Annotated in this window: 19 protein-coding genes; 11 read left to right on the plus strand and 8 right to left on the minus strand. The window is 43.0% G+C overall.

Annotated features, from left to right (window positions below; genetic code table 11):
* Window positions 1-15: 15 nt before the first annotated feature.
* Window positions 16-1,659: an aspartate 4-decarboxylase gene (gene aspD / locus KSX81_RS24735; RefSeq protein ID WP_004295783.1), complete on the plus strand. Its 1,644-nt coding sequence runs from the start codon at window positions 16-18 to the stop codon at window positions 1,657-1,659.
* A 175-nt stretch (window positions 1,660-1,834) separates the two neighbouring features.
* Here the strand turns inward: aspD and KSX81_RS24740 are convergent, their stop codons facing one another.
* On the minus strand, window positions 1,835-3,943 hold the full coding sequence (locus KSX81_RS24740; RefSeq protein WP_004295782.1) for an outer membrane beta-barrel family protein: 2,109 nt from the start codon (window positions 3,941-3,943) through the stop codon (window positions 1,835-1,837).
* Window positions 3,944-4,075: 132 nt separating this feature from the next.
* Between KSX81_RS24740 and KSX81_RS24745 the strand changes: the two genes are divergently transcribed.
* The 4 genes from KSX81_RS24745 (at window position 4,076) to KSX81_RS24760 (ending at window position 7,728) form a co-directional block, all read left to right on the plus strand.
* Complete coding sequence (locus KSX81_RS24745) at window positions 4,076-5,593, plus strand: sensor histidine kinase (RefSeq protein WP_217725583.1); 1,518 nt, start codon at window positions 4,076-4,078, stop codon at window positions 5,591-5,593.
* A 12-nt stretch (window positions 5,594-5,605) separates the two neighbouring features.
* Window positions 5,606-6,301 carry a response regulator transcription factor gene (locus tag KSX81_RS24750; RefSeq protein WP_004295780.1) on the plus strand — a complete coding sequence of 232 codons (696 nt, stop codon included), beginning with the start codon at window positions 5,606-5,608 and terminating at the stop codon, window positions 6,299-6,301.
* 23 nt (window positions 6,302-6,324) lie between these two features.
* Window positions 6,325-7,098, plus strand: coding sequence for a hypothetical protein (locus KSX81_RS24755; protein WP_004295779.1), 774 nt, complete (start codon window positions 6,325-6,327; stop codon window positions 7,096-7,098).
* Between the two features lie 81 nt (window positions 7,099-7,179).
* Window positions 7,180-7,728: a hypothetical protein gene (locus KSX81_RS24760; RefSeq protein WP_004295778.1), complete on the plus strand. Its 549-nt coding sequence runs from the start codon at window positions 7,180-7,182 to the stop codon at window positions 7,726-7,728.
* Window positions 7,729-7,867: 139 nt separating this feature from the next.
* On the opposite strand, the gene KSX81_RS24765 is transcribed toward KSX81_RS24760, so the two are convergent.
* A complete protein-coding gene (locus KSX81_RS24765; protein WP_004295777.1) occupies window positions 7,868-8,875 on the minus strand; it encodes an SDR family oxidoreductase in 1,008 nt (335 codons plus the stop codon).
* A gap of 204 nt (window positions 8,876-9,079) precedes the next feature.
* Between KSX81_RS24765 and KSX81_RS24770 the strand changes: the two genes are divergently transcribed.
* From KSX81_RS24770 to KSX81_RS24780, 3 genes are all read left to right on the plus strand, one after another.
* On the plus strand, window positions 9,080-9,982 hold the full coding sequence (locus KSX81_RS24770; protein WP_004295775.1) for a helix-turn-helix domain-containing protein: 903 nt from the start codon (window positions 9,080-9,082) through the stop codon (window positions 9,980-9,982).
* A 30-nt stretch (window positions 9,983-10,012) separates the two neighbouring features.
* On the plus strand, window positions 10,013-10,912 hold the full coding sequence (locus tag KSX81_RS24775; protein ID WP_004295774.1) for a helix-turn-helix domain-containing protein: 900 nt from the start codon (window positions 10,013-10,015) through the stop codon (window positions 10,910-10,912).
* 385 nt (window positions 10,913-11,297) lie between these two features.
* Complete coding sequence (locus KSX81_RS24780) at window positions 11,298-12,581, plus strand: clostripain-related cysteine peptidase (protein WP_004295772.1); 1,284 nt, start codon at window positions 11,298-11,300, stop codon at window positions 12,579-12,581.
* 272 nt (window positions 12,582-12,853) lie between these two features.
* Here the strand turns inward: KSX81_RS24780 and KSX81_RS24785 are convergent, their stop codons facing one another.
* Window positions 12,854-14,023, minus strand: coding sequence for an RtcB family protein (locus KSX81_RS24785; protein WP_004295771.1), 1,170 nt, complete (start codon window positions 14,021-14,023; stop codon window positions 12,854-12,856).
* 138 nt (window positions 14,024-14,161) lie between these two features.
* On the opposite strand from KSX81_RS24785, the gene KSX81_RS24790 reads away from it, so the two are divergent.
* The 3 genes from KSX81_RS24790 (at window position 14,162) to KSX81_RS24800 (ending at window position 16,371) form a co-directional block, all read left to right on the plus strand.
* A complete protein-coding gene (locus KSX81_RS24790) occupies window positions 14,162-15,073 on the plus strand; it encodes an SDR family oxidoreductase (RefSeq protein ID WP_004295770.1) in 912 nt (303 codons plus the stop codon).
* A gap of 402 nt (window positions 15,074-15,475) precedes the next feature.
* Window positions 15,476-15,754 carry a LysO family transporter gene (locus KSX81_RS24795; protein WP_004303461.1) on the plus strand — a complete coding sequence of 93 codons (279 nt, stop codon included), beginning with the start codon at window positions 15,476-15,478 and terminating at the stop codon, window positions 15,752-15,754.
* Window positions 15,751-16,371: a lysine exporter LysO family protein gene (locus tag KSX81_RS24800; protein ID WP_004295766.1), complete on the plus strand. Its 621-nt coding sequence runs from the start codon at window positions 15,751-15,753 to the stop codon at window positions 16,369-16,371. Before KSX81_RS24795 ends, KSX81_RS24800 begins: the two co-directional genes overlap by 4 nt.
* Before the next feature lie 28 nt (window positions 16,372-16,399).
* On the opposite strand, the gene KSX81_RS24805 is transcribed toward KSX81_RS24800, so the two are convergent.
* The 5 genes from KSX81_RS24805 to atpF all read right to left on the minus strand — a co-directional run bounded on the left by KSX81_RS24805 (window position 16,400) and on the right by atpF (window position 23,390).
* A complete protein-coding gene (locus tag KSX81_RS24805; protein ID WP_004295765.1) occupies window positions 16,400-18,997 on the minus strand; it encodes a helix-turn-helix domain-containing protein in 2,598 nt (865 codons plus the stop codon).
* A gap of 762 nt (window positions 18,998-19,759) precedes the next feature.
* Window positions 19,760-20,656, minus strand: a complete 897-nt coding sequence (locus KSX81_RS24810; RefSeq protein WP_004295762.1) for a F0F1 ATP synthase subunit gamma — start codon at window positions 20,654-20,656, stop codon at window positions 19,760-19,762.
* A gap of 81 nt (window positions 20,657-20,737) precedes the next feature.
* Entirely contained in the window at window positions 20,738-22,321 is a 1,584-nt protein-coding gene (atpA, locus tag KSX81_RS24815) for a F0F1 ATP synthase subunit alpha (protein ID WP_004295761.1), read from the minus strand.
* Complete coding sequence (locus tag KSX81_RS24820; protein ID WP_004295760.1) at window positions 22,321-22,881, minus strand: F0F1 ATP synthase subunit delta; 561 nt, start codon at window positions 22,879-22,881, stop codon at window positions 22,321-22,323. The genes atpA and KSX81_RS24820 overlap by 1 nt, the downstream gene beginning before the upstream one ends.
* 5 nt (window positions 22,882-22,886) lie before the next feature.
* Window positions 22,887-23,390, minus strand: a complete 504-nt coding sequence (atpF, locus tag KSX81_RS24825; protein WP_004295759.1) for a F0F1 ATP synthase subunit B — start codon at window positions 23,388-23,390, stop codon at window positions 22,887-22,889.
* Window positions 23,391-23,392: the final 2 nt, after the last annotated feature.

The following is a 23,392-nucleotide window of genomic DNA, read 5'->3' on the forward strand; positions in this document are numbered from 1 at the left end:
TAAATAAATATCATTATGGAAAAGAAAACAAATAACCCTGCCATTACCAAAAGTTATGCCAAGAAAATGGAAACGATCAGCCCGTTCGAGCTGAAAAACAAACTGATCAATATGGCAGATGAAAGTATCAAGAAGATAGCACATACCATGTTGAATGCCGGAAGAGGTAACCCGAACTGGATTGCTACCGAACCACGCGAAGCCTTTTTTCTGCTGGGACAATTCGGCCTTTGCGAATGTCGTCATGCGTTTTCACTGGAAGAAGGAATAGCAGGTATTCCGCAAAAGGCGGGAATTGCTGCCCGTTTCGAGGCTTTCCTGAAAGAAAACGAGAAAGCTCCCGGTGCTAACCTGTTGAAAGAGGGCTATAATTATATGCTGATGGAACATGCTGCCGATCCGGATACGCTTATTCACGAATGGGCGGAATCGGTGATTGGCGACCAGTATCCTGTGCCCGACCGTATTTTACATTTTACGGAGTTAATCGTACAGGATTACCTGGCGCAAGAGATGTGTGACCGCCGTCCGCCGAAAGGAACTTTTGACCTTTTCGCGACTGAAGGAGGTACAGCAGCCATGTGTTATCTGTTCGATTCTTTGCAAGAGAATTTCCTGTTGAACCAGGGGGATGCTATTGCTTTGATGGTTCCTGTGTTCACTCCTTATATAGAAATCCCGGAACTGCGACGCTATCAGTTCGACGTTACCGAAATTTCTGCCGACCAGATGACTCCTGACGGTTTACATACCTGGCAGTATAAGGATGAAGATATAGACAAGCTGAAAGATCCGCGGATCAAAGCGTTGTTTATCACCAATCCGAGCAACCCGCCCAGCTATGCACTTAGCAAAGAGACTACCGAACGTATCATCAACATTGTGAAGAATGATAATCCGAACCTGATGATTATCACGGATGATGTGTACGGAACGTTTATTCCTCATTTCCGTTCATTGATGGCAGAGTTGCCGCACAATACGCTTTGCGTTTATTCGTTCTCCAAATATTTCGGAGCTACAGGATGGAGAACCGCTGTGATCGCTCTACACGAAGACAACATCTACGACAAAATGATTGCCCGCCTGTCGGAGGAGCAGAAATCAATATTAAACAAACGTTATTCCAGCCTTAGCCTGCAACCGGAAAAGATGAAATTTATTGACCGCATGGTGGCTGACAGCCGACAAATTGCGCTGAATCATACTGCAGGGCTTTCCCTGCCCCAACAGATACAGATGAGTTTGTTTGCCCTCTTCTCGCTTTTGGATAAAGAGGACAGTTATAAAGCCAAGATGCAGGAAATTATTCATCGCCGCCTGCATGCATTGTGGGATAATACAGGTTTCACACTGGTAGAAGATCCGCTGCGTGCCGGATATTATTCGGAGATTGATATGCTGGTATGGGCGAAGAAATTCTATGGGGATGACTTCGTTACTTATCTGCAAAAGACCTACAATCCATTGGATGTGGTTTTCCGCCTGGCAAACGAAACTTCACTCGTTCTGTTGAATGGTGGTGGCTTTGCCGGACCGAAATGGAGTGTGCGTGTGTCACTAGCCAATTTGAATGAGGCCGATTATGTGAAAATCGGACAAAGCATCAAGTGTGTGTTGGAAGAATATGCCCAAACATGGAAAGCATCAAAAGAATGAACTAAGTAGTTCATTTTATAAATGAGAATTTAATTCAGACAGAAGAACATAAGAACAAAAAATAAAATAGCAGTTAAATAAACAACAGAAATAATTTTCAAAGCGCAGCATTTATGTTCTTTTGTTCTTATGTCTGAAATTTTTCTCGCTCTTATGTCTAAAAATTAATTAGCGTTTATTTAAAACGGGAGGTATCTACTTCTTCCCTTTTCTTCTCTTTGTATCCCCCAAACTTATAGTTAAACGAAACGCCGAATGTACGGGTGGTCCGCATATAATGGTTCTTTACATTCTGCAATCCGTAGCGAACTTGTGTCGAAACGGTAGAAGTGTTGAATATATCATCACACTTCAAGGTTAGTTGTGCTTTTCCTTTTGCAAAGGTGTAACGAAGTGCCGCATCCAGGTTTCCCGAACGGGGAAGATCGAAAATACCCTGGATGGCTCTATTTTGATAGAATCCGGTCAAAGTGAATTTTAAGTCGGGTTTTGTGGAAAGGGTAAAGGTGTTGTTCATCGTCAACACAAATGTATATAGTTTACGGTCAAACGGGATATCCCAAAAATCACTGTCTTTTTGGCGATAGCGAAAGCCGATGGCTGTAATACGGGAGTCCAGCCATTTTTTTACCTTGAAGGGAACTGTCATCATTAATCCGGCCTGCGATGAAAAATCAAAGTTGAAGAGCTTGTAAATCTCCACCAAACGTTCAGGTGACTGGTAAAGGGTTTGCATTTCGTTGTTTTTTGTATAGCTATAAAAGGCAGAAAAGACGTACTTGCTTTTCAATATATAAGTGAAACTCGTTTCATAGTTCGTTGCAGGTTTAAGATAGGGATTACCTTGAATTTCAGAATAGGCTCCCATGTAAGAAATAGAGTTCTGCACGCTCCAGTATTCAGGATATTCCTTATCACTACTCAATGAGAGTTGCAGGACATGTCCGGCGGCAGGCATATAAGTCAGATTAGCTACCGGATAGAGGCTCCATCCATTCCAGATATCTGTATGATATTGCTCTGCTGCCAGGGAAACATCGGCCGAGAGTTTATCGCCAAAGCTCTTATTCAGTCCTGCATAAACATTCAGGGTTTGTTCGCGACGGCGGGAGGCCATATTATTATCCGGCAGTAAGTGGTCTGTTTCAGGATCGTAATATTTCTGGTAACTATGGTCTAAGGCGGTCGTGTAAGCCATACCATAATTCAATCCCCACCCTTTGCCTAAGGTATGTTCTTGCCCGGCATAAAAACGCCATTGATTGATTTGTTGTTTATCGCGGCTTAAGAAATTCATTGTCTCTGTTCCCATCGTGCTATATAATAATTGGCTGCCGGGAGAATGATAGGATGTAAATGCCACTCCAGCTTTCAGCCCGAAAGGGGTTTGATAATCTAACTTTGCGTTATGGAGCTGGCTGTCTCCCTGTGAATCGGTAACAGAGTTTTGCGCACCGGTAGCTATGGAATAATGTTTGGAATCGGTAAAAGCTGTTGTGTAGACCAGGCTTAACAGATGATCTTCTGCTAGAGAGTAATCCATTCCGAGACGTATCTGATGACTGTTGGTACGGGAAGTCATTATTTCATCCATATCCATCTGATGCGCTGAACCATCGGCTAATGTGTGAAGTGCTTCTTTCTCCGTAATCCTTCGGTCACGATCATAAGAGTAAGAGTAAAGAAGATCTGCAGAGAATTTACGTCCGGAGTACAGAAGACTTCCACGTTCTGCCAAAGATTCGTAGTGATGTTGGTTAAAAGCTGTATAGAGTTCTCCTTGAAGGGAAGATGCTTGTCCTGTGCCGGGTGCTAATATCAGGTTAATCATCGGTCCGCGTACCTGATAGCGTGCCGGAGCGGAATACATCACTTCCGCCTTTTCAATCCGGCTGACAGGAATCGATTTTAATAAAGCATCCAATTGTTCGGCAGACAGAGTGGTCACTTTTCCGTTGATGACAACAGTTACCTCCTGTCCTCCCAACATCAGACTATTATTCATATTTACTATACCCGGAAGATTTTTCACAACATCATAGGCATTATCCACAGGCAGGTTGCCCACCAGTCTCGGCACGTCATACACGAGTTTGCCTTGTTCGGCTTTCACGATAGGGCGTTCACCTATAATCATCACTTCGGGCAGTTCCTGAAACAAACTATCCATATAACCTATATTCTTGATACTGTCGACAGGTTCCTGTGACTGTTGTCCGACTTGTGCTGTAGCGGATATCCACACACATAGAAGAGACATAAATAGTAAATTAATCCGTTTCATTTCGTCTTTATTTTTGGAATACGACAAAATACGGTAGAAAAAATGGAAATTTGCGTTATCACTGGCTTATCTAGTGTTATTTAGTCTTATCAAAGAGAAGAATAAGAATAGTTTCCTATTATCTTTGTCAGTATGAAATTACCACTAAAACATATTGTCATACTGGTTATCTGCTCATTAATCGGAATCTTTGTTTATCAAGCTTATTGGTTGACAGGGCTTTACCGGTCTATGAAAATGGAAATGGAGAGCAATATCAGAGATGCGATGCGGACGAGTGACTTTAACGAGGTCGTGCTCCGGGTAAATGATTTGCAAAAAGATAATGTGGAACACGGTTCGCTGACGGTATCAGCCGGATATGATGCGGACGGCAATTCATTAGTGACTAAACAAACGATTTCTTATACGGATAGTAGCCGTCAGGATACGATACACTCCCGGACAGAAACTACTACGGATACGGTAAAGGCCGTTGGTAACGCTCCGGAAGATTCTACACCTGTTGCAAGTAGCGAGAACGGGCTGGATGTGTTATTGAAAAAGCAAGATTCGCTAAAGGAGCTGTTAATGAGTATTCAGCAGGGTATTCATTCGGGTGTGGACACTTATATAGATGTCAACCTGCAGCGATATGACAGTTTGCTCACCCATGTGATGAAAGAGCATAATCTCTCTATTCCTCATCACACTCTTTTGATTTATACCGGAATCAGTGCCGATTCTTCCATTGTATATACCGATACATTAGGTATTGCGGGAGATAGCAGTTATATTCCCAGTCCCAAGGCAATCCGCTATGACTATGAATTTAATATGCATCACAGCCAACGCTACCAACTGGTGTTCGAGCCGATCAATTCATTGGTGTTAAAGCAGATGACAGGTATTCTGGTCACTTCATTTGTAATTCTTCTGATTCTCGGATTCTCTTTCTGGTTCCTTATCCGGACGCTTCTGAAACAGAAAACGCTGGATGAAATGAAAAGTGATTTTACCAATAATATCACGCACGAATTAAAGACTCCCATTGCCGTAGCCTATGCGGCTAATGACGCATTACTGAACTTTAACCAGGCGGAAGAGAAAAGCAAGCGCGACCAGTATCTACGCATCAGTCAGGAGCAGTTGCAAAGGCTTAGCGGGCTGGTGGAACAGATTTTATCCATGGGAATGGAGCGTCGCAAAACGTTTCGTTTGCATCCGGAGGAAATCAACCTGAAAGAGCTGATTACTCCGCTCATGGAGCAGCACCAGCTAAAAGCGGACAAGCCTGTACATATCGAATTGGATATTAAACCGGAAACGCTTGTCATTGTAGCCGACCGCACGCATTTCAGCAACATCATCAGTAACCTGATAGATAATGCAGTGAAATACTCGAAGGAGGAAGCCGAATTGTCTATTTCCTGCCGACAGACTGGGGGGACAGTAACCGTCAGCGTTACCGACCGGGGAATCGGGATTCCACTTGATAAACAAAAGCACATATTTGATAAATTCTACCGGGTCCCGACGGGTAATCTTCATAATATAAAAGGTTACGGACTAGGACTGTTCTATGTCAAGAGTATGGTCGAAAAACATGGAGGAACTATCACCGTAAAAAGTGAACCGGACAAAGGAAGCACTTTTACCATTACTTTATAAACCCATAAAATCATGAGTAAAAACAAAATTACCGTATTACTGGTAGAAGACGAACAGACGCTCGCCATGATTATCAAGGATACACTTGAAGAAAATGATTTTATCATTCATACGGCGAATGACGGTGAGGAAGGACTAAGCCTTTTCTTCGAACTTCATCCGGATGTACTTGTAGCCGATGTGATGATGCCGAAAATGGATGGCTTTGAAATGGTACGTCGCATCCGCCAGACGGATAAACAGACTCCTGTCTTATTCCTGACTGCCCGTTCGGCCATCAATGATGTGGTGGAGGGGTTTGAACTCGGAGCGAATGATTACCTGAAAAAACCTTTCGGTATACAAGAGCTGATTATCCGAATCAAAGCACTGATGGGAAAGGCTTTTCTCTTCACAGAGAATAAGGTTGCCAATCATTTTGAGATAGGAAGTTATCTGTTTGATCCTGTTGCACAAACTTTATTACACGCAGGAACGAGACAGGAACTCTCTCATCGTGAATCGGAAATCTTGAAACGGCTTTGCGAAAACCGGAATCAGGTGGTCAACACGCAGGATGTCTTGCTCGAACTTTGGGGAGACGACAGTTTTTTCAATTCCCGAAGCTTGCATGTGTTCATTACCAAATTGCGGCATAAACTCTCGCAAGATGAACAGATACGTATTGTCAATGTACGGGGAATCGGTTATAAACTGATTGTCAACTAAACTCTTTAACACCGCAAAGTGCCATGAATAAAAGACAGTTCACAGGATTTATGTTTTTACTTTGTACCTGTACCGCATTTGCGCAACAGGTGGAAGTAAAAAAGGATAGCATCGGCCGTGCGGTTCTTCTGCCACCGGAGCAAAAGCAGCCATTAAATATGGATAAGGAGGGCTTCATCTTACCCGATATGAATATAACGCCGAACGACAGGAAGCCAACCATTCAAACGGATAGCATGACGCTTCATATATCTCCTCCCGAATTTATGGATACTCCCTGGCCTACTCCCAGACTGGGTACTTCTTTCGATCCCTTCAGCCGTGACTATAATCGGTCGGATATTTTCGGGATCAATGCTAACAGCTATTTAAGTACGTATAGTTTGCATAATACGTATCCTACCATGGGGACGCATATTCAGGTAGGTGCCATTTATACGTATGCCCCTAATGAACGATGGGAGCTTTCAGGTGGGCTGTTCAGTGCCAAGTACACAATGCCTTCTTTCCAACATGGTGCCAGAAATGATTTTGGTTTTAGCGGTTCGGCCGCTTACCGGATTAATAAATTTCTGCGTATACGGGCTTTCGGCGAATATTCTGTGAATGGCGAACGAAATGCTTCGCAGGGATATCTCACTCCTATCTATCCGCAAAGCGGTTATGGCATGATGCTTGAAATCAAGTTCAACGATTATATCGAACTCCATGGAGGTATGGAACGCTCATACAACCCGATGAAAAGGAAATGGGAGACGGCTCCTGTCGTTTATCCGGTGATTAAATTGAAAAGATAAGTTTTTTTCTAAGAAAACATAACGGAAGCGGATAGTCAGGTGGAAATTATCTATCTTTGTGGTAAATCAACCTTTACGAAGATGAAAAAACTGATTCTATTTCTTTCGCTGATATTATCGGTCGGTTTTGCATCCGCACAGTCGGAAATTCCTTCCGATAGTATTCGTCGTGCTCCATCTACCAATATCAAAGAGTTTGGTGGTTTTCTGCTGGATATGGGGTTAATGAACGTAGCAACTCCCGAACTTCCCAAGTTTAATTTAGATATGCCTAATATGACGAAAGATTATAATCAGCTCTTTCGTTTAAACACGGATATTACCTATTCTCAAGGATTCACCGACTCTTTTTCTTCGTCTTCTTACTCCGGGTTTGCCGGTTTTGGATACGGATATGGTTGGGGATTGTCTTCTTCTCCACAGTTTATGCAGATGGGATCTTTCAAACTGAAAAACGGAATGAGAATCAATACTTACGGAGATTACAACAAGGATGGCTGGCGGGTGCCTAACCGTAGCGCTATGCCTTGGGAAAGGAATAATTTCCGGGGAGCGTTCGAACTGAAATCTGCCAATGGTAATTTCGGAATACGAATTGAGGTGCAGCAAGGAAGAAATGTTCCTTATTAAATAATAATTAGGCACGGATTACACGTATGTCACGGTCTTTAGGGTTATCATTGCTGAAAAATAACCGCGTTAATCCGTGTAATCCGTGCCTAAAAAATAGCAATTAATTAGTGGCAGGTACTTATTAAAATCAGGAAAATCAGAAGGCTTTGTCTGCCGCACTGATTGCATTGGCTATACGGTCACACCACGAATCAAATTCCGGATCGGGTGTTTGAGTTTCCGGATGAGAAAGCATATAATGTACAGCTTGCCGCAATCCGTCCGCCATAGAGATATGGCATATAAAATCTGGGACGAGCCGCTTTATCTTCGAATTATCGAAAACAACCGTAGCCGCTTTATCTCCTAAGAGTTCCCCCCTGAAATCATAATGATCGCTATGTTTGGCAAGGAAATCGGATGCTACGTGCAATGCGTTCAGAGGTTTGCCTAACGCATCGGCGATTGTCTGGTAAATCTGATTCCAAGTCATACTTTCATCGGTAGTGATATGAAAAGCGTTCCCAATGGCATGTGGATTCGCCATCAGTCCGACATAGCCTTTGGCAAAATCTTTGGAGTGAGTCAGTGTCCACAAAGAGGAGCCATCACCGGGAATAATGACAGGTTTTCCGTCAAGAATCCGTTTGAGAATCTGCCAGTTTCCCTTATCTCCATGTACGGCTACGGGAGGTTTGGTTCCGTTATAGGTATGGCTGGGACGAACGATGGTCACCGGAAAGCCACTTGTCCGGTAGGCTGACATCAATACTTCTTCCGCTTCTATCTTGTTTCTGGAATACTGCCAGTAGGGATTGACCAGAGGGGTGCTTTCGGTAATGCGATAATCGGTTAATGGCTTTTGATAGGCAGAGGCACTGCTGATAAAGATGTATTGCCGCGTTTTATTCTGAAACAGGCGGATATCACGCTTTACGTCTTCTGCCGTATAACCGATGAATTGCGCAACCACATCGTAATGTTCAAGTGCGATGGCTTTTGCCACAGCTTCTTCATCATTAATATCCGCAATGATACTGTGAATTCCTTCCGGCATTTTTTTTGAGCCGCGGTTAAGGAGAGTAATCTCCCACCCTCTCTGTTGCGCCAATGCAACTACATCTGTACTGATAGTACCCGTTCCTCCAATGAATAATGCTTTCATAAAACCTGTTTTTTTATATTCTCCGGAGCAAATATATCAATTCCATGACTTACTTCCAGCAATCATTGCCATTTATTTTTCCGCCCGCAAGTTTATGTAGTATACAGATTACTGATTCTTGTACCCTTATTACTGATTTGAGGTATGAAATAAAAAAGATACCTCCAAATGTTTTATCTTTGTATCAGATTAATAACAAAGCATATGGATGAAATAACAAAAATTGAAACCGTCGATCAGTATGACCAGTTGTTTGGACTGGAGACATTGCACCCTTTAGTTAATGTAATCGACTTCTCAAAAGCTACCAAGTCGGTTGAGTATATCCGTATGAACATCGGATTCTATTGTCTGTTCCTGAAAGATGCCAAATGCGGGGATCTCACATACGGACGTAAGAATTACGATTATCAGGAAGGAACGGTTGTCTGTATGGCACCGGGACAAGTGAGCGGAATAGACAACCGTAACCGAACGGCTCCCCGTACCAAGTCGATTGGGGTTTTATTCCACCCCGATTTAATCCGTGGAACTTCATTAGGACAGAATATCAAAAACTATACTTTTTTCTCTTACGAGGTAAATGAGGCATTGCATCTTTCAGATCAGGAAAGAGAAATCGTAACCGATTGCATACATAAAATCCGGCTCGAACTGGAGCATACTATCGACAAGCATAGCAAGCAACTTATCGTACGGAATATCGAACTGCTATTGGATTACTGTATGCGTTTCTACGAACGGCAGTTCATTACACGCAATCAGGCGAATAAAGATATAGTCGTTAAATTCGAGCAATTACTGGACGAATATTTCCAAAATCAGGTGGCAATGACCGAAGGACTGCCATCCGTGAAATACTTTGCAGACAAGGCATGCCTCTCTCCTAATTATTTCGGGGACCTGATAAAGAAGGAAACCGGAAAAACTGCACAGGAATATATCCAGTGCCGGATTATCGAACTGGCCAAAGAAAGAATACTGGAAGGTGTTCAAACTGTCAGCCAGGTAGCTTATGAACTGGGATTTCAATATCCACAGCACTTCAGTCGGTTATTTAAAAAGCATGTCGGCTGCACCCCGAACGAATATAAACAAAAAAACTAGACGTATTTTAGATACAGGAGTCTCAACATCATGGGAGATAAAGTACTCAAAATAGGAACCGTGCATCAATGCAATTGTTGCCTGGGGAGTAAGACACTACACCCGCTGGTAAGTGTCATCGATCTCTCAAAGGCTGACTTGTCAGCTCATACGGGCATCAAGTTCGACTTTTATACGATTCTATTGAGTGAGTGTAAATGTGAAGCGTATATGTATGGTCACCAGTATTATGATTTTTCGGATGGTACTTTGCTCTTCCTTAGTCCCGGAGAGTCTATCAATATGAAGGAAAACAGTAAGAATTTTCCTTCCAAAGGATGGATATTGGCTTTTCATCCCGATCTGATTTGTGGCACTCCGCTCGGACTTAATATACATAACTATACTTTCTTCTCTTATCTGCCTGAAGAAGCATTACATATATCTTTGCGCGAGAAGCAAATCATTCTGGAGTTTATGGATAAAATAAACCAGGAACTCGAACGTTGCATTGACCGACATAGCAAGAAGATAGTTTCCAAGTATATAGAACTATTGCTGGATTACTGTATCCGTTTCTACGAACGCCAATTCATTACACGTAATGAAGCGAATAAAACGATTATCAAACAATTCGATAAAATCATAAATAACCATTTTGAAACGAAACAGGTACCGACTGTCGATATACTTTCACATAAGTATTGTGCGAACCTGCTTCATTTGTCTCCTGAATATTTCAACGACTTACTGAAGTATGAAACGGGGAAATCATTTAAAGAGTATATCGAGTTCAAACGCTTCGAGATTGCCAAAGATTGGTTGGTGAATACTGATAAAACAATCAATCAGATAACGCAAGAGCTGGGTTTTCAGAATCCACAGTATTTCAGCCGGTTATTTAAGAAAATCACAGGTTGTTCTCCGAATGATTTCAGGATACCTAATTGAAAGTATATGTCAAAGGGATTAGAGGAAGATAAAGCAATCAAAAAGTCTTAATAAAATTTGAATTGGAATATCAAATTCTTAATCTATGTTATGAAACATACTTTTTTTCTTGGAATATTTGCTAATTTCGCAATAGTCCGTATCTTTGCAATGTGTTTTTCATAGTATTAGATTTAAGGTTAACAAAGGTTGGAGCAAGGCGTTGCTCCTTTTTTTATGTCTATACGTAAGCTCTCTCCTTTTTCTTATTCATGATAATATAGGAATTACGCTATTTTTCAATAACTTTGCAAAAAGAGAGATGTCAATTATGTCTCGATAAGACAGATCAAAAGGTTCTCTTTTTACGTTACATATAAAAAGATTATTTAATCCTTGTAGAATAATGGAAACAATGCAACCATATTATCGTCTGATGAAATCAATCCTCTTTGTATTATTTCTTTCTTTTGGCATGATTTCATGTGAGAAAGAGGATCCTGTTTCTACCTCTCCAACTACAAGGCAAACGGATGACTCAACTACTGATCCGACAGATCCCGATCCGACTGATCCTGTTGTTCGTTCGAATAATGAACAGACGGTGTTCATGTATCTACCCTGGTCGAACAATCTCACTTCTTTTTTCTATCAGAACATTGCCGATTTGAAAAGTATCATCGGAAACAATATATTGAAGAATGAACGGGTGATCGTATTTATATGTACATCGGCCACCAAAGCCACTCTCTCCGAACTTGTCTATGAGAATGGCAAAGGTGTACAGAAGACTTTAAAAAACTACGATTATCCGGATCCTACCTATACAACTGCAGAGGGCATCACTTCTATTTTGAACGATGTACAAACCTATGCTCCCGCCAAACGATATGCAATGATTATCGGATGCCACGGAATGGGATGGATACCTGTATCGAGAGCAGTTTCACGCAGCAGCTTGCAGATTAGTAAAAAGCACTGGGAGTATGAACATGCACCGATGACACGTTTTTTTGGAGGAACACAAACGAAATATCAAACTGATATTACTACGCTTGCCGGAGGTATTTCGAACGCGGGCCTAAAGATGGAATATATACTTTTCGATGACTGCTATATGTCTACGGTAGAGGTTGCCTATGACCTTAAAAACGTAACAAGCCACTTGATAGCTTCTACAAGTGAAATAATGGCCTATGGGATGCCATACGACAAGATAGGCCAGTACTTAATCGGAAATATAGATTACGAAAAGGTCTGTGACGGTTTCTATTCTTTTTATTCAAATTATGTGACTCCCTGCGGAACAATCGGTGTTACTGATTGCTCGGAATTGGACAACCTGGCGGCTATTATGAAAGAAATAAATCAGCGTTATACGTTTAACGAAGAATTAACGGGCGAATTACAAAGATTAGACGGATATACGCCTACCATATTCTTTGATTACGGTGATTACGTTTCCAAACTATGTTCCGATCCGGATCTATTAGAACAATTCAACGAGCAGCTGAAACGCACTGTACCCTTTAAAAGGAATACCAAACAGTATTTTACAGCAATCTCTTCCTCCTACTATGGAGAAAGAATTGATATCAATACTTTCTCCGGAATCACGATTTCCGACCCAAGCACTAATCCGGGTGCTTCAAAAAAGAACGAAACAGCGTGGTATATTGCCACTCATTAAATCTACTCTAAGAAGCATACGGTGGTAGAGAGTTGATTCTTCACATGTGGTCTGTCAAATCTCTTAATAAAAATTGAATTGAGAAAACCAATTCTTAATCAATGTTATAAAACATACTTTTTTTCTTGGATTATTTGCTAATTTCGCAATAGTCTGTATCTTTGCATTGTGTTTTTCATAGTATTAGATTTAAGGTTAACAAAGGTTGGAGCAAGGCGTTGCTCCTTTTTTTATGTCCATACGCTAGATACTCCTTTAAACATGGCATGACATTATCCCTTAATCACCGCCATTGGAGCCAGCTCCACCAACGGCTTCACCAAGTCCCGCTCATTCGCTATCACTTGCGCAATATCTTTATAAGCTCCCGGTGCTTCATCCAGTTCGTTCTGCGAACGAAGTCCGTGAATGATACCTTGCTGATCCATTCTCTCCTTCTCTTCATCCAGTGACAAACGGCGACAGGCATCCTTTCTTCCCATTAATCGACCTGCACCATGCGAACAGCTTTTGAAACTCTCCGGATTACCCAGTCCCTCAACAATATAAGACTTGGTACCCATAGATCCGGGGATAATACCGATCTCGCCCTCATAGGCACGCGTAGCACCTTTTCGGTGTACAATCACATCCTGATCGAAGTGATTCTCCCAAGCTGCATAGTTGTGGGCAATATTAATCATAGGATCAAAGTCCGTTTCAGGTTTCACTGCCTGGATGGCTTCACAAATACGAGTCATCATCAACTGACGGTTGGCAAAGGCAAAGGCCACACAGTAATTCATTTCACGGAAATAATCCTTTGCCATCTGTGTCTCCATTGGCAGGTAAGCTAGTCCCGATACCATTTTAGAATACCATTTCTCATTCCAATATTGCGCAATCTTATTATAGTGATTGGCAACCTTCAAACCAATGTTACGGCTTCCGGAGTGAATCATCACCCAAACATCAGACGTTGCGGTATCTTTTTGAATCTCAATAAAGTGATTTCCACCTCCCAGAGTTCCTATCTGCTTCAAACAAGCCTCGTACTGATTCTTCAAAACAGGCATCTCTTCAAAGTCGAATCCTTGCGGAAGCAATTCCTGATCCTGCTTTTTATTCTGATGATCGAATCCCAAAGGAACAACTGCACGAATCTTCGACATAATGGAAGTCAAATCCGTATAACTAAAATCTTCCGCTTTTAGATTCGTCTTAATCGCACACATACCACAACCGATATCCACTCCCACAGCATTGGGAACAATCACGCCATTGGTAGCCAACACACCGCCAATAGGCATTCCTTTTCCCGCATGCGCATCAGGCATGATGGCAATATGTTTAAATGCAAAAGGCAGTGAAGTCAAATCCATAATCTGCGACATACAAGAGTCCTCTACTTCATCCAACCAAAGTTTAGCGGGTAAACGTGTTCCCATAATTACTTTTTCCATACATCTTTTCTTTTATCAATTCATATAAATCTCGTTATCGGGAGCAAAGTAAGAAGGGAAGTACGAAATCTATTTGCGTAGTTGATATTATTTTTTATTTTTGTAGAAATAATCTATAACATCTATATATAGAACCTTATGAAGAAGATATTAATTATCGGCGCCAACGGATTCACCGGACGCCAGATTGTAAATGATTTATCTGCTTGTAAACAATACAAGCTGACGGGCTGCTCCCTGCATCCGGATATTCTTCCCAATAACGCGGAGGATTATCGTTTCATCGAAACAGATATACGGAATGAAGCGGACGTTAGGCATCTCTTCAAAGAGGTTCAACCCGATGTAGTCATTAATTGCTCCGCTCTGTCCGTGCCGGACTATTGCGAAACGCATCATGAAGAAGCCTATCTTACCAATGTTACCGCAGTAGGCCAACTGGCCGATTTATGCGAAGAATACAAAAGCCGGTTCATTCATTTATCTACGGACTTTGTTTTTGATGGAAAGATAAACGAAGCTGCCGGGCTGTTATATACAGAAAAAGACCTCCCTGCCCCGATCAACTACTACGGATATACCAAATGGAAAGGAGAAGAGAGAGTGACAGAAACTTGCAGCAGTTATGCCATTGTCCGTGTAGAAATCGTTTATGGCAAGGCACTACCGGGACAACATGGTAATATTGTACAGCTAGTAATGAACCGTCTGAAAGCCGGACAAGAAATACGTGTCGTATCCGATCAATGGCGGACACCAACCTATGTTGGAGACGTTTCGGATGGAGTGCTACGTTTAATAGAACATACGGCGAATGGCATCTTCCACATCTGTGGCGATGAATGCATGACCATTGCAGAGATTGCCTACCAGGTAGCAGATTATATGAAACTCGACCGTTCTCTTATCCATCCTGCCACCACAGAAAAAATGAATGAAAGCACTCCCCGTCCCCGCTTCAGTGGGATGAGTATTGATAAAGCCCGGACAATGCTCGGATACAGGCCCCAAAAGTTAAAAGAGATTCTTGTGAACTGGGATAAATTATAAGGGAAAGAGCACATAACCAACTTTTTACAACCATCTATCTCGTTCCGGATATTCCTTTCTCTTTATTTATTGCATATTTATTTTGAAAATATGCAATAAATAACTATCTTTGCACCAAATTCAAAAAAGACCAATGATGAATCAAACATTACAATTACATAACGCTACTCTTTTTCTTGCAGGAATACCTATTTTCTGTAAGTCTTGTTGCGTGCATGTGCATTGGTTCAGTGGATTCATCTAAATTTCCCAACTATTTCTTTACAGGAACTACCTGCTGACTTGTTTTGTTAGCCATAGCAGTATTCCTTTCTGATTTTCAAGTAGATGTAATATCTTCTTTGAAAATTCTTTTGTGTGTTGTCAATCATCAGTTTAACCTAACCCAAAATATATACAATTATGTTCTCTATTATATCTACCATGTTTTTAGGAATCGGCATCGGCTATGTATTGCGTAACTGGAGTATTCTACAGAAGACAGAAAAGACAATTTCTCTTACAATATTCCTGTTGCTCTTTATTCTCGGTGTATCTATCGGTTCTAATAGCCTGATTGTGAACAATCTTGGTAAGTTCGGATGGCAAGCCATTGTTCTTGCTGTGTCCGGTGTATTGGGAAGCCTGATTGCTGCCCGTTTGGTACTACAATTATTTTTCAGGAAAGGAGGCGAACAATGAAAGGAAGTCTGATCGTTATAGTATTCTTTTGTGTAGGCTGTATCATGGGAGCTTTCAATAAGTTCGAGTTCGATACGCACACAGTTTCCATGTACATACTTTATGCATTAATGTTACAAGTAGGAATCAGCATCGGTTCCAATAAGAACCTGAAAGCCATTGTTTCACATTTGCACCCTAAAATGTTGCTGATTCCATTGGGAACAATTATCGGTACGCTGTTATTCTCCGCCCTGGCAAGTTTGCTATTGCGTCAATGGAGCGTGTTCGACTGTATGGCAGTGGGAAGTGGATTTGCCTACTATTCACTCTCTTCCATCCTTATCACCCAGTTCAAAGAACCCTCCATCGGACTGCAACTGGCTACGGAACTGGGAACCATTGCCCTACTGACTAATATTTTCCGTGAGATGATGGCACTTCTTGGTACTCCAATCATCAAGAAGTACTTCGGGAAACTCGCTCCTATTTCAGCAGCAGGAGTCAACTCGATGGATGTACTGCTGCCTTCCATCACCAGATATTCAGGAAAAGAAATGATTCCCATCGCCATCCTGCACGGCATTCTGATTGACATCAGCGTTCCCGTTTTCGTTTCTTTCTTCTGTAATCTTTAACCCTGTCCGGGAATAATAACCTTATTTATTAATGCCCGGAAACAGCCAATACAAACTTGATATCAGCATAGGAGACAGCGTCTCCTAATGCTACCTTTATAGCGAATATTCCCATGTATTCATGTTCATCCAAATACTTGCGAATCTTCGCTATATTTTCAGCTTTCACCACCTGCTCCACTTTGATCTTTCCCGAACGGACATAATGCTCCAGATGTCCGGCAATGGTTCCGGATACCAAATCACGAGCCTTGGCTATTTCATCTATATTCATTCCCTGACGGAACATTTCATAGCTAACCAACTTCGTATCTTTCTTCGCCTCCTTCTTTTTCTCCTTCTCCGCCTCTTTCTCCTGTTTCTCTGCCTCTTTCTGCAGCTTCGTCTTTCGTTGCCTTACTGTATCATCGCTATTACCGGAGGAGATTAACATATCCGTTATCTCCGGCCTCTCCAATTGATTCTCCGCCATATACTTGCGGATAATACCCAGAATCTCAAGCCCGTATCTCTCTACTCCTTTCGCTCCAAAATAAGGTATCGCCTCCAAAGCTCTTGGACTATCCGGTAGCAGATTCACAATTCCCATCAATGCTTTCTGTTGCATAATCACATAAGCAGGAACATTCATCTCCCTTGTTTTGGCTGTTCTCCATTCAGACAGGGCACGATAAAGCTCCGGATGCAGAATATCCGTAGGAACTTCCACCTTTACCTTTTCAGCACTGCGTGTACGATCTTTCCGTTCCTTACGTTCTTTCTTCTCCTTCAAAGCCTTCGAAGAACCGGAGGACGTAGAATCATCTTCAAGGCTCAACATTACTTTAGCCTTCAACTTCAAATAATCCGTGATAGCAAACTTCCCTCTTGTAGACACAGCTTCCAACAAAGACTCTTTAATCCACAACGCATCATCCAGCGCCTGCATACGCTCTGCCAACAGCTTTCTCAACTCTTTATTATCAAGAGGCATATTAGTCTTATCATACAAAGCCCGAACCGGTTCCAACTCCTTATGAAAATATCCGGCACCGGAACGAATCCGTTCCTGCAACTCCTCATTCGCCGCATAATCCTCACTCTCATGTATCAACCGGGTATACTGATTGCGGAAACGTTGAGACACCTCCACAATCTTCTCTTTAACATGGGGAGCCAACGCCTTATATTCAGCCAACTGCTTCGGAAAGAGCTTATACAAATCCTCATCCATAAGACGAAGCAACCGTTTATAAGCCTGATCGATCGAATAGAAATTAAACAAATCACTCAACAAATCAAAGAAATACGCCTTTTGCATATCATTCAACTGCTGGCTGCCCGGCTTATTCTGCTCCACCGCTTTGGTGAAATTATCCACCGTAGCATCACTTATTATGGCTTCCCTGCGCAAAGGAGACTCCAACACCATACCCTCCAGCGTCTTGCAACGACTCAAAGCCACGTAAGTTTGTCCATGTGCAAAGGAATTCCGTGCATCAATAATAGCACGTTCAAACGTCAAACCCTGACTCTTATGTATCGTAATAGCCCACGCCAAACGAATAGGATACTGGCGGAACGTCCCCTCTATCACTTCAGTGATCTCCTTCGTCTCCTCATTCAACACATACTTATAATTCCCCCACTCTTCCGGCAACAACTGAAATTCGGATCTATCCCCTTTACCACGCACCACAATACCCGTTTCATTAACCGCTACCACCTCACCAATCATACCGTTATAATACCGTTTCTCGGACGATGGATCATTCTTCAGGAACATTATCTGTGCTCCCTCCTTAATTGTCAGAAGTTTATCCGCAGGATACGAATATTCAGGAAAATCCCCCTCTATCTCGGCACTAAAATGATACGCCTTGCCGGGCAACGATGCCAGTTCGCAATCATTAACCCTCTGTGCCTGATTATTATGTGTCGTCAGACGAATATATCCCTCTTCTTTCTGCGGCTGAAAGCCGGGCTGATAACGACGGTTCAGTTCATTCAACACTTCATCATCCGCCTTATTCTCCCGAATTTTATTTAATAAAGAAAGGAAGAACGTATCACTCTGACGATATACTTTCTTGAGTTCAATCGTCATATATGCCGTTTCTTTCAATGCATGACTTGCAAAGAAATAAGGAGTCTCATAATGCTTTCTCAACAACTCCCACTCATTGTCTTTCACGACAGGCGCCAGCTGTTGCAAATCTCCAATCATCAACAGTTGCACCCCACCAAAAGGTTTCTCCCTATCGCGATACCTCCGCAGAGTTGCATCCACCGCATCCAACAAATCAGCACGCACCATACTGATCTCATCAATAACCAGCAAATCCATACTACGGATGATATTCCGCTTTTCTTTACTATAACGATAATGTGTCTGGGAAGAATTAAAGGTTGTTTCGGGCACAAAAGGAGCAAAAGACAACTGAAAGAAAGAATGAATCGTTACGCCTCCCGCATTGATAGCTGCAATCCCTGTCGGAGCCAATATGACCATGCGTTTGGGCGTATGTTCTTTCAATCGTCTAAGAAATGTCGTTTTCCCGGTTCCAGCTTTTCCGGTAAGAAATAAATGGGTGCCTGTATTTTCAATGAACTGCCAAGCAAGCTGCAGTTCCGGATTATTTTCCATGCTTTTCCAATTTTCGGTAAAGTTACTGAATATTCTTTTTCTTTCGTCTTGATACGAAAGAAAAAGAACCAAAAAGAAAGAATCAAGGCTGCGTTTTTCCGGCTACTCCGGTGCTTCCTCCGGCTAAAGGGCAGAAACTCGCTACGCTCAAACAGTCTGCCCTTTTTAACGCCGGAGAAACCACCTGCGCTTGACGCCGGAAAAACGAGGCCGGAAGACCTGCGGGTGGAAGCCTTACAATGTGGGAAGCTTTATTATTAAAAAACTCACCATATAAAAAGAGGACATAGAATAAAAGGCTAATAGAATGATAACCGATGTAGCCTATGTAGTATAAAGAGACTTATGAAAGGTTTATACCCCTTATAAAAAAGCTTTGCTATATAAAAGTCGCAGACGTTATACGACTCAATATAGCAAAGCAGAACAATATATAATAAAACTATTAACGATATAACAGCAACTCACCAAAGCAATATCAGACATATCGCACGGCTCCCCCCACAACCCTATCCAGAACAGCTTCCCCACAAACCTACTCTACAACATTCAAGCAGCAACACCCACCCCGCCAGGTTCCCCGGCCTACTTTTTTCTCCGTCAGGCGAGCGCCCATAACGGAGCGTTAAGAAGGGCAGACTGTTTGAGCGTAGCGAGTTTCTGCCCTTTAGCGAAGTGAAGGAAGCGAGTAGGAGAAAAAAGTCAGCCTTGAATTTTTCTTTGCTTCTTTCTTTTGTTTCAAGACAAAAGAAAGATGATTAATTACTTCATGGATCCCCCTACAATATCCAGCAATTCGTTTGTAATCGCCTGCTGACGACTCTTATTGTACTGCTTCGTCAAATCCTGGATCAGCTCGTTTGCGTTGTCCGTAGCCACTTGCATAGCCAACGTACGTGCAGCATGTTCCGAAGCATTGGAGTCAACAGCGGCAGTAAAAATCTTCTGGCTCAATACAGTGGGGATTAAGCTCGCGATTAATTCCTCTGCGTTCGGTTCGATGATATAATCATTGGCAATCTCGTTCTCCTGTACCTCCTCTTCATTCTCTCTGTCCTCTTCACTTACGACGTTCGTCAGATTAATGGGGAGATACGTCTCACGAAGAAGAATCTGTACCCCCATTGATTTGAAGTGATGATAGATTATTTCCACCCGGTCCACTTCGCCTGCTACATACAGATCCATCAGTCGGTGAGCCAGTTCGGCAGCCTCCTGATACGTTGGTTTGTCGGAGAGCGTTGAAGAAACCTCCTGCGGTTTGAAACCCATCCGTTTGGCCGCTTCATCCACCTTCTTGCCTACCGGGAATATCAAGATATTATCCTGTCCTAAAGTACGGAATTCCCCGATAGTCTGCATCATCATTTTGATGACATTGGCGTTGAAAGCACCACAAAGAGAAGTGTTCGAAGAAAAAACAACGATTGCTACACGCTTCACTTCACGCTCCTGCACATAAGGAGATTCGATAGGCAGGTCCGCACTTAGGAAGTTAGTCAGAATCTTGTTCAACTTCTTCTGATAAGGCAGCATATTCTCAATGGCTCCTTGTGCCTTGTGTAATTTGGCAGAAGCCACCATTTTCATTGCTGAAGTGATTTTTCGGGTACTCTTGACCGAATTTATTCTGGTTTTTACTTCTTTCAGTGAAGCCATAGTGATAATTAAAAATTAATAATTAAAAATTAAAGGGCGATCTGATTTATAAAAAAGCCAATCAGATAAATCAATGACCGATTAGATAAATTGTTTAGTGACCATGGCGGCAGTCTCTTCGATAGCCTTAATCACATTATCATCAATCACACCCGTTTTCAATACATCCAATACATCCTCCTGATGATTCAGTTGCAGCGATTCGATGAAGCTACGTTCAAAGTCCTGCACCTTATCCAGAGGAACATCGTGGAGCAGTCCGTGTGTACCACAGTAGAGAATAGCAATCTGCTGTTCTACGGGCATCGGGCTGTATTGAGGCTGAATCAACAGCTGGCCGTTCTTACGTCCCTTGTCAATCGTCAATGCGGTAATCGGGTCCATGTCGCTACTGAACTTGGAGAACGCTTCCAGTTCACGATACTGTGCCTGGTCGATCTTCAATGTTCCCGCCACTTTCTTCATAGCCTTAATCTGCGCGTTACCACCTACACGGGATACAGAGATACCGACGTTGATAGCCGGACGCGTACCCTGGTTGAACAAGTCAGTTTCAAGGAATATCTGTCCGTCGGTGATAGAAATCACGTTCGTCGGGATATAAGCCGATACGTCACCAGCCTGCGTTTCGATGATAGGCAATGCCGTGAGCGAACCACCGCCTTTGACAATTCCCTTCAGACTTTCCGGAAGATCGTTCATTTCGCGAGCCACTTCTTCCTGACTGATAATCTTGGCAGCACGTTCCAACAGACGGGAGTGCAGATAGAAGATATCACCCGGATAAGCCTCACGACCTGATGGACGGCGAAGAATCAGAGAAACCTCACGATAAGCTACCGCCTGCTTGGAAAGGTCATCATAAACCACCAACGCATGACGACCGGTATCACGGAAATACTCGCCAATGGCAGCACCCGCAAAAGGAGCGTAATACTGCAATGCAGCCGGATCACCAGCCGTAGCAGCCACCACAATCGTGTAGTCCAGTGCTCCGTACTCACGAAGCGTATTAACGATAGAAGCAACGGTAGAACCCTTCTGACCGATAGCCACATAAATACAATATACAGGATCACCTGCCAGGAAGTTACTGCGCTGGTTGATAATCGTATCAATAGCGATGGCAGTCTTTCCCGTCTGGCGGTCGCCGATAATCAACTCACGCTGTCCGCGACCGATAGGAATCATGGCGTCTACCGCCTTCAATCCCGTCTGCAACGGTTGGTTCACAGGCTGACGGTAGATTACCCCCGGAGCTTTCCGTTCCAATGGCATATCATACAGTTCGCCACCAACCAGCCCCTTGCCGTCGAGCGGTTCGCCCAGCGGGTCGATCACACGTCCCAGCATGCCCTCTCCTACACGGATGGAGGCGATACGTTTGGTACGCTTCACGACGAATCCCTCTTTGATCTTGTCCGTCGGACCCAACAGCACAGCACCCACGTTGTCCTCTTCGAGGTTCATCACGATTGCTTTGATACCATTGTCAAACTCCAGCAATTCATTGGCTTCGGCATTTCGCAATCCATAGATACGCACTACGCCGTCGCTCACCTGGAGCACCGTACCGATTTCGTCAAGTTGCACATTGGCGTTGATTCCTTCGAGCTGCTTGCGCAATATATCAGATACTTCGCTTACTTTTATATTTTCAGACATTATACAATTCTCCTATTCTTATCAATAAATTGTTGTTTCACTCGCTTCAACTGCGTGGCAACGCTTGCATCCAGTCGGTAGTCGTTGACATCGAAGATAAATCCGCCTTCGATCGAAGGATCTATCACCGTTTCGAGTTCCATCTGGGCGTGCAAGATATGCTCTGCTGCGGAACGAATCCGGTTTTCCGTTTCCTTATTGACGGGAACGGCTGTAATGAGCTTACCCACTCCGATATGCTTCAGCTTCCGGTAGAGATCCAGATACATCAGGCTGATAAATTGCAGATAGCCTTCACGCCTGTTTCGCAGTACCAAAGTGATAAAACGGACAAACTCTCTGGTCGATTTTCCGTCACCGTCGGCAGCCGTGCAGACTAACGCCAACTTTTCCTTCGTTGTGATGACCGGATTATCAAGTGCTTCGCGCAAACCGGGCTGTTCACAAAAACTGTGCGACAGCGTCAGGAACTCCTGATATAACCTGTCCTCCAGACCTTTTTCCTGTGCATATTCAATGATGGCTTTTGCATAACGCATTGAGAGTATTCCGACTTCCATCTTCCTTAGTTCTTATTCGGGGTTAGTACTTCATCCAGCATACGGTCGATCATGCCCATCTGTGCTTCCTTGTCCTCAAGACTCTTGCGGAGCACTTTCTCGGCGATGTCCACAGAAAGCACGGCTACCTGGCGACGGATGTCGCGGATGGCTTCGTCTTTCTCTATCTGGATTTGTTGTTTCACCGCATCCAGTTCTTTTTGTGCGGCAATTTCGGCTTGTTTACGGGCCTCGTGAACAATCTTGTCACGTTCTTCCATTGCTTCCCTCAAGATGCGTCCTTGTTCTTTGTTGGCGGCAGCCACCAATGCGTCGCCTTCCTCTTTCAGTTTAGACAACTGGGCATTAGCCTCTCTCGCCACCTCCAAAGACTGGTCGATATAGGTCTTACGACCCTCCACCATCTTGATGATGACGGGAAAGCCGTATTTCGCCAATATCACGAACACAATCCCGAATGAGAGAAACATCCAGAACAGCAGGCCACTATCAGGTAATAGTAATGACATAA

Origin of the sequence: Bacteroides sp. MSK.18.37 (assembly GCF_019129155.2) — a bacterium.
In the GTDB taxonomy this organism is placed as follows: Bacteria; Bacteroidota; Bacteroidia; order Bacteroidales; family Bacteroidaceae; genus Bacteroides; species Bacteroides ovatus.